At 38.9% G+C, this 12,943-nt stretch carries 13 protein-coding genes; 3 read left to right on the forward strand and 10 right to left on the reverse strand.

All coding sequences use genetic code 11. From position 1 onward, the window contains the following. Positions 1-5: 5 nt before the first annotated feature. The 9 genes from metH to WKT13_RS10135 form a co-directional block, all read right to left on the reverse strand. The gene (gene metH / locus WKT13_RS10095; RefSeq protein ID WP_340323772.1) at positions 6-2,759 is read right to left on the reverse strand and encodes a methionine synthase; all 2,754 of its coding nucleotides are present in this window, start codon (positions 2,757-2,759) and stop codon (positions 6-8) included. A gap of 2 nt (positions 2,760-2,761) precedes the next feature. Beyond that, on the reverse strand, positions 2,762-3,241 hold the full coding sequence (gene smpB / locus WKT13_RS10100) for an SsrA-binding protein SmpB (RefSeq protein ID WP_298620670.1): 480 nt from the start codon (positions 3,239-3,241) through the stop codon (positions 2,762-2,764). 17 nt (positions 3,242-3,258) lie between these two features. Next, positions 3,259-3,765, reverse strand: a complete 507-nt coding sequence (locus tag WKT13_RS10105) for a DMP19 family protein (protein ID WP_340323773.1) — start codon at positions 3,763-3,765, stop codon at positions 3,259-3,261. A gap of 112 nt (positions 3,766-3,877) precedes the next feature. Continuing rightward, positions 3,878-5,077: an ABC transporter permease gene (locus WKT13_RS10110; RefSeq protein WP_340323774.1), complete on the reverse strand. Its 1,200-nt coding sequence runs from the start codon at positions 5,075-5,077 to the stop codon at positions 3,878-3,880. Beyond that, positions 5,074-5,718, reverse strand: a complete 645-nt coding sequence (locus tag WKT13_RS10115) for an ATP-binding cassette domain-containing protein (protein WP_340323775.1) — start codon at positions 5,716-5,718, stop codon at positions 5,074-5,076. Before WKT13_RS10115 ends, WKT13_RS10110 begins: the two co-directional genes overlap by 4 nt. 5 nt (positions 5,719-5,723) lie before the next feature. Beyond that, on the reverse strand, positions 5,724-7,079 hold the full coding sequence (locus WKT13_RS10120) for a DUF4836 family protein (protein ID WP_340323776.1): 1,356 nt from the start codon (positions 7,077-7,079) through the stop codon (positions 5,724-5,726). Positions 7,080-7,085: 6 nt separating this feature from the next. Continuing rightward, positions 7,086-7,811: a 16S rRNA (uracil(1498)-N(3))-methyltransferase gene (locus tag WKT13_RS10125; protein WP_340323777.1), complete on the reverse strand. Its 726-nt coding sequence runs from the start codon at positions 7,809-7,811 to the stop codon at positions 7,086-7,088. Beyond that, positions 7,808-8,371: a bifunctional nuclease domain-containing protein gene (locus tag WKT13_RS10130; protein WP_340323778.1), complete on the reverse strand. Its 564-nt coding sequence runs from the start codon at positions 8,369-8,371 to the stop codon at positions 7,808-7,810. The genes WKT13_RS10125 and WKT13_RS10130 overlap by 4 nt, the downstream gene beginning before the upstream one ends. A 21-nt stretch (positions 8,372-8,392) precedes the next feature. Continuing rightward, positions 8,393-9,697, reverse strand: coding sequence for an MFS transporter (locus WKT13_RS10135; RefSeq protein ID WP_298620661.1), 1,305 nt, complete (start codon positions 9,695-9,697; stop codon positions 8,393-8,395). Between the two features lie 519 nt (positions 9,698-10,216). On the opposite strand from WKT13_RS10135, the gene WKT13_RS10140 reads away from it, so the two are divergent. The 3 genes from WKT13_RS10140 to WKT13_RS10150 all read left to right on the forward strand — a co-directional run bounded on the left by WKT13_RS10140 (position 10,217) and on the right by WKT13_RS10150 (position 11,441). Beyond that, a complete protein-coding gene (locus WKT13_RS10140) occupies positions 10,217-10,660 on the forward strand; it encodes an HU family DNA-binding protein (RefSeq protein ID WP_340323779.1) in 444 nt (147 codons plus the stop codon). 44 nt (positions 10,661-10,704) lie between these two features. Beyond that, positions 10,705-10,815, forward strand: a complete 111-nt coding sequence (locus WKT13_RS10145) for a smalltalk protein (RefSeq protein WP_295312685.1) — start codon at positions 10,705-10,707, stop codon at positions 10,813-10,815. A 416-nt stretch (positions 10,816-11,231) separates the two neighbouring features. Next, positions 11,232-11,441, forward strand: a complete 210-nt coding sequence (locus WKT13_RS10150) for a hypothetical protein (protein WP_340323780.1) — start codon at positions 11,232-11,234, stop codon at positions 11,439-11,441. A 43-nt stretch (positions 11,442-11,484) separates the two neighbouring features. Here WKT13_RS10150 and WKT13_RS10155 read toward each other — a convergent pair whose 3' ends face one another. Further along, a complete protein-coding gene (locus tag WKT13_RS10155; protein WP_340323781.1) occupies positions 11,485-12,915 on the reverse strand; it encodes a hypothetical protein in 1,431 nt (476 codons plus the stop codon). Between the last annotated feature and the right edge of the window lie 28 nt (positions 12,916-12,943).

The following is a 12,943-nucleotide window of genomic DNA, read 5'->3' on the forward strand; positions in this document are numbered from 1 at the left end:
AATTATTATTCGAACAAACTCAGTCTATTTTTTCTTGCATCATCAATAGTCATATTAACGCGTTTATTATGCCCATCATAATCCGTGCGTATTTTCATATATTTATCATCAATACTCTTTATAAAGGCCTCTCTTTTCTCCTCATTCAAAAAATTCGACACATATACAGGATTTTGAGAAGCATCATGCACCCATATAACCGGACCTTTATATATCGGAGATATTTTTATTGCGACATACAACTCATTTGTTGCTGCCCCACCTATCATAAGCGGTATTTTTATGTCATATTTGTTCAATTCATTTACGACATTCTGCATTTCTTCGAGACTTGGTGTAATTAATCCACTCAAACCTATTGCATCAACATTCTCCTCCATTGCTTTTTGGGCTATCTGTTCTGCAGGGACCATAACCCCCAAATCAACTACATCATAATTATTACATGTCAAAACCAAAGAAACGATATTTTTACCAATGTCGTGAACATCACCCTTAACAGTCGCCAATAAAACCTTTCCTGATTTTTTCGTTTGTCCGGAACTGTTCATCTCAATATAAGGGCGTAAAACAGAAACTGCCTTTTTCATTGTCCGGGCAGTTTTTATAACCTGAGGAAGAAACATCTTACCACTTGCAAACAGTTCTCCTACAACATTCATACCTTCCAATAACGGCCCCTCAATTATATTAATTGCCTTACCGTATATATCCATCGCCTCATTCAGGTCATCCTCAAGGAAATCAGAAACACCCTTTGTCATAGCATATACCAGACGAGAACGGACATCTCCGCTTCTCCATTCCGGAATTAATGGCTCTTTCTCATGACCACAAGTACACGGACTCACAACATTTACCTCAGACAGCGCTTCAGCCAACTTTATCAATTTATCTGCAGCTCCCTCACACCGGTTCAAAACAACATCTTCCAACACCGTTATATGTTCTGGCAAGATGTCTGAATACGTAACATTAGTTGCCGGATTCAAGATTCCCAAATCCAGCCCATTATCTATAGCATGATACAAAAACACAGCATGCATAGCCTCCCTTATATAATTGTTTCCGCGGAAAGAAAACGAGAGATTACTTATTCCACCACAGACATGACTTTCTGGCAAATTTTCACGTATCCATCGCGTGGCTTTTATAAAATCAACAGCATAATTATCATGCTCGGACATTCCGGTACCAATTGTAAGAACATTTGGATCAAATATGATATCAGAAGGAGACATCTTCACTTTATCTACAAGCAAATGATAAGCACGCGCAGCAATCTCAATTTTACGGTTATAGTCAGTGGCCTGGCCTTGTTCATCAAAGCACATAACAATGACAGCTGCACCATATTTCTTAACCTCATTTGCCCGGCAGATAAAATTATCTTCACCGTCTTTCAAGGAAATAGAATTGACAATACTTTTACCTTGGACACACTTCAATCCAGCCCTTATAACATCCCAATTAGAAGAATCTATCATAACTGGCACCTTTGCGATATCTGGCTCTGTTGCTATCAGATTGAGAAATGTAGTCATTTCCACAGGCGCATCCAACAATGCATCATCCATATTGACATCAATCACAAGAGCTCCATCTGCAACCTGCTTTCTTGCAATACCCAAGGCTTCCTCATATTTCTTTTCCTTAATAAGTCGCAGAAACTTACGTGAACCTGAGACATTACAACGCTCCCCTACATTGATAAATTTAACCTCACTGGTCAACTCCAATTTATCCAAACCACTTAACTGAAGATTTTGACAAATCGGACATGAAAGATGTGGTTTCTTTCCTTCTACTACAGAAACAAGTTTTGCTATATATTCATCTGTGGTGCCACAGCATCCACCAACAATATTCACAACTCCATCATTCACCAACTCGGAAATCTCCAAAGCCATGGTTTCCGGTGAATCATCATAATGCCCAAAACTATCTGGGATTCCCGCATTAGGATAAACGCTTATATAATGAGATGAGTGTCTTGCCAGATCACGTAAATAGGGCTTCATCTGCTTTGCACCAAATGAACAATTCAAGCCCACAGAAAATATAGGGAAGGTACTTATACTTGCCAAGAACGCATCAAGAGACTGTCCGCTTAAAGTCCGCCCAGCCAGATCATTGACTGTAACGCTCAACATAATTGGAAGCGACTTTGCAGTCTGTTCCATTATATTCATAGCCGCACAGATTGCAGCCTTTGCATTTAATGTATCGAATATAGTTTCTATAAGGATGGCATCCACACCGCCCTTCAGCAAAGCCCCGATCTGTTGAGAATAAGCCTCAACCAATTCGTCATACGTTATATTTCTTGCTGCAGGATTATCCGCATCCGGACTTATGGAGCAGGTTTTATTTGTAGGGCCCACTGATCCTACAACAAATCTTGGTTTCTGTTTTGTGGAATACTTATCCGCTATTGCCCTTGCGATTCTCGCTCCTTCATAAGCCATCTCCACAGCATAATCCTGAAGATGATAATCTGCTTGCGAAACAATCTGGCTGTTAAAAGTATTGGTCGTGATTATGTCTGCCCCAGCCTCCAAATATCGTTTATGGATATCAGATATGACATCTGGGCGTGTTATATTGAGCATGTCATTATTACCTTTCATAATTCCCGGCACATTAATAAATCTATTGCCACGGAAATCATGTTCCTCAAGCGAATAGCTCTGGATCATTGTTCCCATTGCGCCATCCAACACTAGGATTCGATCTTTTATGACATTCTCTATATTCATTATCAATAATTTTTCATTGCGCGGTCCATCTCCCTGCGATCCTCTTTTTCTTTCAACGTCTGCCGCTTATCATATTCTTTTTTTCCTTTACAGAGTGCTATATCCATTTTTGCCCGTCCATTCTCATCAATAAAGACAAGTATCGGCACTATCGTAAATCCTGTTTGTTTTGTTGCGCTCTGCAGTTTATATATTTCTTTTTTATTTAGTAAAAGCTTTCTATCTCGCTTACTGTCATGGTTATTGTATGAACCATAAAAATATGGCGAAATATTCATTCCCTTAACCCATATCTCCCCATTATTTATATAACAGAACGTATCAACAAGACTGGCTTTACCTAAACGTATTGATTTTATTTCCGTTCCCGTAAGGACGATTCCCGCAGTATATATATCAATAAAGAAATATTCAAATGAAGCTTTTTTATTTCTTATGTTTACAGGACTTTTCTTCCTGATAAGTTCGTCTTCCTTATTCATCTGATATACATTTTCTATTATTGTTCCACCTTTGCAAAATCACTTATATGTTCGTCCACATATATTGCAATCTGTGCAGTCCATTCTTCCTCATGTTCAATGAAGTCATCATCCAAATCATCAAAGACAGGGAACTGCTCGAACAGTGCCATAAACTCTTCGTCACTACAATCCTTTTCCAATTTATCCTTATGCTCAAAATATAATTCTCTTCCATTATAAACAAGCTTAGACAAATCTCGAAGTCCCCACAATTTCAACACTTTTGCAAAAGGATTTTGGAAGATAAAGCCTCCATATCCATTATGGATCAACTGAACAAATCCTCCATCCATAACTTCCTCATGAAGGATGTCATATGCGAGCAAAGTTATCTGATCAACATTAAGCTCCTGCATGTTTTCAGCAGTCAATTCACCGCCTATAGAATCTTTTATAGATTTTATGAACAATGAAAGAAAACTGTCCATACCATTATTTGCCGCAGAAACAATATCTGTTTCATTTATAACAACTTCTTTCATGACGTAATTATAATTGTATAAAATACTAATCGTTATTTTGCAAAGTTACAATAAAAAAGTCAATAAAACTGAAACTGTTTATAAAAAGAGCTTATAACATAGAAAAAACAACTTATTCAGCACGTTCCCATAATCCACTTATTTTACGACGGATAACTATTATATTTATAGAAGAGATCATGACAAACAGTATCACACCCAAAATTATAGAATATAATAATGAACCGTCATTGACTCCTGGAAACAAATTCATTAAAATATCCATATAATATGAACGTACGATACACACCACAATCCAAACAACAACAAGCGCAACGAAGTTCAACGAAAGGGCAAGAAGTTGGTAAGGCATCGCTATCTTTGCCGAAGAATATCCGATAAGAAGAAGATTTTCCAGTTTCGAGGCATTCTTCTGAACAAGTAAATATATACTTAATATGAGTAGGAAAAAACTCATAACAGAAATTATAAGCCCTACAGTAATAACCATGACAACAAGCAACCTAAGAAAATATGTTGTTTTGCCAGCATCAAGATTATTGTCAGAAAGATCATAGCCATTATCTTCTACATATTTTTCAAACCCATCATCTGCAGGATTTGAAACCTCTAAAATAAGTCTTGTTGCCGGCATTTCACTATCCGGCACATAACGTTTATTACTCCAATCCATAAACTCCTGAGGAACCAATATCGTATTCAATCTGTTTGAAAAAGCAACGATCTTACCTTTATATTGGTCAGCATGTCCATTTCCTCGTATAAACAGATTAAAATCAACCATTCCCATCACTCCATCACTGATCTTAGGCAAAGAATGACTCTGTGCAAAGCCAAAATTATACATTGTAATGTATGAGCGCGGTAATATTATCGGAACAACACGAGTCTTCTCATCAAACTTCCATTTATCAATAGGAATTTCCACAAACTCGTCAGGAATACTTTCAAAAAAAAGCTCTGTATTGAACAAATTGGCCCCACATACTGACATTGAAGCATCTACTCTGTATTCCGTAGATGTGAACTTCCCAATCCTCCTTACAAACTTCTGCTCCGCAAGCCTCTTATATTCTTCATTACTGAAAGTTTTCGTATTACCAGAAAATGTACCTGTAGCGCCTATTTTCTTGCTCAACACTATATAATCGGCCTTCATAAAACTGTCGCCAGCCGTAAAAACCGGCATAACATCATGATAAAACTGAAAACCGAACAAGACAATAAACAAACCAAATATATTTGCAAAGAAAAATCCTGAAAACTGTGGTATACTGATATGCTGACGGAGTAGCTTCCAAATCAAATTCATAACTTAAATATTTTTTCGTAATCAAGACACATCTGCTTTCCAATACTGGTAATAATAACTCCAGCCTCCTGCTTGTGGGCTTCTTCCATAAGAAGATCACCCATTATTGCAGCATTATCATCATCCAAATGACTGATGGGTTCATCCAATAATATGAAATCAAAAGGCTGCACCAAAGCTCTCATCAAAGCGACACGTTGCTGCTGACCATAAGACATAACATCTACCTTATCATGCATTTTATCCCTTATTCCCAAACGGTCGAACCACAATTCTATTTCCGATTTTGACTTAAAACCAGTCAATCGGTTTTTTATCTGCACATTCTCAAATGCCGTAAGCTCCGGAAACAGTCTCAGCTCCTGAAACAAATAACTTATACTCACTTGACGTATTCCGGTCCACTGGGACTTTTTGAATGTTGATACATTTACATCATCAAACAAGATAGCCCCCTCATAATCATGACGATATCCAATTATATAACTGCAGAATGTACTTTTACCCTTACCGCTTGCAGCTTCCACCAGATATAAATGGTTCTTCTCAAACATAATTTCATTGTTCCACACTTCCGAAATCATATTATCGGCATTTCTGAAAACATGTGGAACAACTTTTTCGAAAACAATTCTATCCATTATCTTTATCTGACACTATAAATTATTGTACTGATACCGCCAATGAACGCCTTCAAAACAGACATTTCTGAGCTCTCAGTTAAAGTATTTTCTTTCGGGATATTAACAATCAGTGCTAATCTACATCCTTTCAGTTTTGATATTATATCAGAATCCAAAGGACTGTCTGAAACACCAATAGACGCGTATGCCAGTTTCGAATCAGTACCACTGAAATACTGTTTGTCTCCTGTTACACCAAAATAATAATCATGGCCTCCACCATCGCTATAATAATAAGAATTTTCTTTCCAATCTGCAATTCTTCCTCCAGCCGGACATGATTTCTTCCAATAATCCACATCTTCAAGCCAGGACATATCATCCAGCTGTGCACTCATGGAGAACTTTACAGTTGTTCTCGGCCATTCTGGACAGACAACGGCCATATCCCCATTCACGCTTTTTATAATATTATTCATATCCACAACAGTATTTACAGACATAAGCAAAGCCTGCATAGACTTGTTGTTCTGCAACAAAGGTAGAAAACGTTCTCCGTCAATGTTCAGAAAGAATCCGGCAAAATCACTCTTAGACATCGCTTTCATATATTTGTCTGTCAAAGGTCTGAAAATTGTCAATGCATTTTTTATCTTAGAATCCTTCTCCTTATCAAAAGATATCGTATTTCCATTAATATACAGACAATCGGCGTTGATTTCCATTGTAGCAGTAATCATCACATCTGAAAGATCAACATCCGTTGGAACACCTATTGTAAACGGAGCCACAAAATTCTCTGGAAAAGCCGTTCCCTTTGCAACAATAGCCAATGGAGAATTCAGCGTATCAAGACAATTGTATATCGGAGTCATAGCGATGCCATCCTTTTTATCTTGTCGCATATAGGCCGACATTCTTACCTCCATTTCCTGGCATGCGGCAGCAGTCACAGGACCGCATATCATAATTACATCGTCAGTAAAACCGGCAACCCATGAATTATCAATTAATGTAAAATTAATATTGCCACGCTCCTGCAACGGACTACAAAATCCTTTTTCTGATTGTTTCTTGAAAAACTCTAAAAGCCGATTTTCATCCGACACATCCGCACAAAATCCAAAATTTCCATCTGCTGTTTCAAACAAGTACATTCGCCGCTCCAAGTCCAATCCGCAATCTCCAGGATTCTCCGCATCAAACAATTTCTCCACCCATGCCATATTCTCGCCCTTCATACGGGATGCGTCGACAGACATCAGAGCAACACTACCGGCAGGTATAACATCCATACAGTCTTTCTCAGAACATGAGTTTGAGAATAACATCACCATTAAAACAAAAATACAAGAAAGTATCCTGAAAACAAACCTCATAATCTCTTATCTTTTCCTTAACATAAGTTGCGACATCATAACAGCACCAAGACCTGCAGTTTCCGTACGCAGACGACTTCTTCCTAATGATGCAGACCTATAGCCATTGTCCATTGCCAGCCACACTTCATCTATAGAGAAATCACCTTCCGGACCAATCATCACTGTAATACGGTCTTCCGTGCCATGCTTCCCTATCTCGTCAAAAAGATCACTACGAGCAATTTCATCATAACAATGGGCTATATATTTCTGTCCATTCTCTTCTCTTTTCACAAATTCCGAGAAATCCATCATCGGATTTATAATGGGCTTCCATGGTTTACGGCTCTGTTTCATTGCAGAAATGATTATCTTATCAAGCCGGTCTATACGCAAGGTTCTACGTTCCGAAAACTTACAGTTGAGAAAGGTTATCTCGTCAAATCCGACCTCGGTTGCTTTCTCCACCATCCATTCCATACGATCGGACATCTTTGTGGGCGCAATTGCCAAATGGATGTATCCATTCCAGTCTTTCTCCCTTTCTATGGTTTCCTTTATACTGTAAAGACAACGTTTTGTAGAAGCCGCCGTCACCTCTGCCGTATAAAATTGTCCACATCCGTCCATAAGAAATATCTCATCACCGGCTTTAAGTCTCAACACACGTATGGCATGCGTAGCTTCGTCGGACGGCAACTCCGAAGAAGACGCAGCATCCGGCACGTAAAAATATCTTGCTTCCTTCATTTTTCTATATTTTCAATGTCTTTTTTCCGACGTTGCAGTTCGTCTCTCAACTGAGAAGCCAATTCGTAGTTTTCCTCCTTGATTGCCTTCTGCATGGCTTTATCAAGCATATCACCGCTTATGGCATTTATAGGAATGGACATTCCTTTTGCATTTTTCCTATAGGCAACACTCTGTCTGTCCATCAGTTTTTCTTCCATATATAAAGGTATTTCGCTGATATATGACAACAACACAGCATCACTTGCTCTCAACGGGAAAGAATCTCCGGTATTGACATTGTGCAATGCCACACTGTATTGGCCGTCAACGACATCGTCTATTACCATCTCCAATGAAACTCTGGTCTTATCGTCTATAAGCTTCAAAAGTACCTCCGGAAGAAATCTGTCAGTCGGCATGCTTCTGCCTACTCTGACACCGAGCTGGTATTCTGCATTAGAATCGCACACGATTGTTATCTGTCTGCTTTCCGTCTCATCGGTCATAACAACAAGGCATACCTTGTCTGTACCTACAATTCCCGAGATTCCATTAAATATCAATCTTGTTCTGTTCATTCAAAATTCAAATAATGATTATCATTCTGACTTGAACACCATCGCAAACGTGACACCTACAACAAGAGCGAATCCCGCAAATATCAGCCAGCATGTCTGCCAGTCTCCCAACAGATAGGCTCCCTCCCACTTACAATAATGGTTGACTACCTCACCTGCAGCAAGAGTGCCGATGGTTGCTCCGAGTCCGTTTGTCATAAGCATGAACAGACCTTGTGCCGAAGCTTTTATGGAGTCATCGCATTTCTGGTCGACAAACATCGCACCGGAAACATTGAAAAAGTCAAATGCCACCCCATACACAATGCAAGAAAGCACAAACAGAATGACTCCAGGCATAGCCGGATTACCCAGTCCGAAGAATCCGAAACGCAATACCCAGGCAAACATTGCAATAAGCATCACTATCTTTATACCGAAACGCTTCAAAAAGAACGGAATCATCAATATGCACAAAGCTTCACTGACTTGCGATAATGAAGTCAGCAATGTGGCATTGTTCGCAGCAAACGAAGTCCTTATCACTTCAATTTCACTACCCTTGAAACTCGTAATGAACGGCCCGGCAAAACTGTTAGTCACCTGAAGCGACATACCAAGAAGAGTTGAGAAGATGAAGAACAATGCCATGCGCTTAGACTTAAAGAGTCGGAATGCGTCAAGTCCGAAAGTCTCAATAAGCGAAACCGACTTTTTCTTGACAATATGACACGGAGGCAACGTCATGCAATATACAAACAGAATAACACTGAGCAGTCCAGAAACAAGGAACTGCATATATGTATACTGGAATTTGTGTGCATTTTCATCCAATGTAAAGAAGAAAGAGCCGTTCTCCCATGTAGCACAGTTAACAAACCACATTGCCACAATAAAACCAATGGTACCGAACACTCTGATAGGCGGAAAATCTTTCACCGTATCCATACCATGACCTTTCAGAAGCGTGAATGCCGTGGTGTTCGACAGCGCAAGTGTCGGCATATAGAAAGCCACACTCAACGTATAAAGAATTATGAAAGCAGCCTTATCGCTTATCTCGTTTCCAAATCCGGCCGACATGCCCATATACCAGCATCCCATCATTGCTATACCGGCAAGAAGATGACAATATCCCAACAATTTCTGAGGCTGGATATATTTGTCACCAACAATTCCTATCAGCGTCGGCATAAATATAGAAACAATGCCCTGAATGGCATAAAACCATGAAATCTGAGAGCCAAGACCTGCTGTTCCGAGATAGTTTCCCATACATGTCAGATATGCTCCCCAAACGGCGAACTCAAGAAAGTTCATCACGACAAGGCGTATCTTCAAATTCATATTCCAAAATTTAAAATCTTAAACGCAAAGATAGTACAAAACTAAGATAAATACAAATGAAACAAAAACATTTTTCTATGCGCAGAATACTTTATATTAACAAGAAAAATAACAAGACATCTGTATAACAGGCATACATGTCCTGTCCTGCACAACAATGTATGAACATATGTGATATTAACGTGGGTTCAACGTATTTAAAACAATACAGACTGTGGTCTGCATCGTACGCATACCCTTATATGAATACCTTGCCACTATTGACCGCCCCATCGCCATTGCATACCTTTGCATCGCATTCAGGGAAAATCCCATGCGGAGGACACTCTTTCATGCAAAGAACAGCCACACGGAGGCAGAGCCCGCACCTTATATAATATGAGGCGCACGCGGAGCCAGGGCCGGCAAGGCTCCCACGCACACTGTCCGGACGGAACAAGGGCGGGCCGTCTGTCCCGACAGGCTGAAGTCTCTCCTTATAATCAAAACCATCAAAACACAAAGAAAGGAAAACACATCATGGCAGTAAAGTACAAAATCTATCAGAGCAACCGTAAGGACGCATTCAACGGCAAATGGTATGCACGCGCCGTACACGAAGGAACAGTGACCACCGACGACCTCGCCGACATCATGCAGGACAACTGTACCGTGAAGCGCTCGGACATCCTGGCGGTGATAAGCGAGCTGGTCGACGCGATGACCACGCAGCTCCAGAACTCAATGAAGGTGAAGATAGACCGTTTCGGAACTTTCAAGCTGGGCATATCCACATCGCCGGCCGACACAGCCAAGGACTTCTCCGCAGGCAGCAACATAAAGAACATCCACGTGCTCTTCCTGCCTGAGGTCAAGATCGACGCCAAGGGCAACCGCATGCAGGCATTCATCTCCGGCGCAAAGGTGCAGGAAGCCACTCCTTACGACATCGACAAGGAGGACGGAACAGAAGAAGGCGTATAAACAGACAATCCATTTATAACCATTAAAAAAACAGACATAACATTATGAGCAAACTGAACACAAACGGATGGAAAGTGATAATGAAAGTGCTGATAGCCATCGCCACCACAATTCTCGGCGCACTCGGCGTACAGGAGGCGGGCAATGACAAATGACAACCGGGAACGCATACAGTTCATTCTCCGCGTCATAGCACTCCTCATAACAATCATAGCTGCAATCAGCTGCTCGATAGTGCTCTATTGAACAGCCAATACTCAGAACACCTGCGAGGCTCCGATGCCCCGCAGGTGTTTTTTATGTCCTAATCTCTACGCAACCGTTATTCACTGACACACAACCGTTTGCATCTTTCCTCACATCATTCTTCCTTCATCTTTTCCTTTTCCATAATTATACATCCACCATACTGACAGAACGTCACACACCTACCCTACATTTCTATTTTCCAATATATCACATTCTTTTTATTCACAGACTCTTTCATCATTCTCTTTATTTAACGCCAGTTAAATACACATTCTTCTTAAACCCAAATCTCCAAGTCTTTTAAAAAGGTTTATATCGCGCTATGAAAGAGCCTGTATTAACCTCTGATAAAGCCCATATCGAGCCCAAATATAGCCTATATCATGTCATGATAAAGCCTGTATCAGAAGTCGGAACGGACCGTTTTGCAGCACAAGAAACGGACACTTATATAAACCGTCAATCACAAGCTCGAAAATATCGCATATTTGGAACATTACATTATATTCCTCCACAAACAGTGACATTCTGAGTTTATCAATCTCACATTAATGCATAAAATGCATACTTCGCTCTTAATATTTAACTATAGCTATTTTAAGACCTTTTTCCTTTGCAGAATTTATCAACGCTCCTGTCATTGTTCCACTTCCATCCCAAAATGCAATCAGAGCATCTGCATGATTAATCATCTTTTCATTAGATTTATAGCCAGCATCCTGACCATATCTTTTCCAATCTGCGTCATAAGGTTCAATCATTATAGAACGGTCATAACTATATTTATGGATAAAATCCGCAATGGTCCTTGATGTACCACAGAGTATGATAATATTATGTGTATTTCTTTTTACTGATAAATAATAATCACATTTTTCTTTGAACAAATCATAATTACCAAAAGAACTACTTCCTGCAACTATAACACGATATTCATTTTTTTGTTCTACTGGAAAGGCAGTTACTTCTTCAACATAATAATCCATCAAAATACTTCTAAAAAAAATATCATCTTTAGGATGATAACTTCTACATCGTTCAGCATCAATCATTTTAGGATATTTGGGCTTTCCATACTTTCTACTTAGTCTACAGATCGGAGTATTTTCAGAACCATAAGCATAATAAAATTTGCATATGGTACAACGACGTAGATATTTATATTTGTACATCCATAATAAGGGTACCAATATATTATCATCGCTATAATTTTTAATATTTACAAAATTGAGTTCAACGAGAGAGTCTTTTTGATATTTAAATGCTGATTTTCTACAATTTATCTTTGCTACATAACCGTTTTCTTTGATACTCGGATTGAAGATATAACGAGAAATCCCCACTTCCATAGGTACTTGTAATTTGCGATTAAAAGATATAAATTCGATTTCTTTTTTTCTTGTATTTTTAAACAATGTTTCCTCTAATGCTTTTTGTGACAATAAAAAAATTAGATCTTGTTCTTTCCTTAAAGTTAACTCAATAATCTTCAGACCAGAATTTCTCTTTTTAACTTCGCATGGATGAGTTACACAAATTTCAATCAAAATAGGTGAAATATTTAAATCCTGTGAATTTGTCAAAAGAAGATCAGCAACAAACCCTTCGATAATTACCTCTTCACGACATGTATCATAATATTTCTTTAAATCAATAGTTTCCATAACCATATCTTTCTGACATTTAATATTCCTCAAAGTACAATCATAATTATTGCATTCTTTTGAAACTGGATAAGAAACTATGAATGTATTGTTATTATCAAATTTACGCTTGATTAGTAGCTTACCAAGTTTATGTATATAAGTTTCACCGTTACAATCGACTAACTCCTTATGATAAAAATGTGCCTTTCTACTCTTGCTCCCAATGGCTCGAGGTAATAGTTCTTTTCCACAGCCAATACACTTATACGAATGAAGTCTGCTATCTTCTTTCGTATAATCGTTGATGGAGACAATCTTGCCGTTTTCATCATATGCGTATTGATATTTTATTTCGGCCATTTATTGGAATTTTAATACTATCTAAAAA

The organism is Prevotella sp. HCN-7019 (assembly GCF_037890215.1).
Taxonomy (GTDB): Bacteria; Bacteroidota; Bacteroidia; order Bacteroidales; family Bacteroidaceae; genus Prevotella.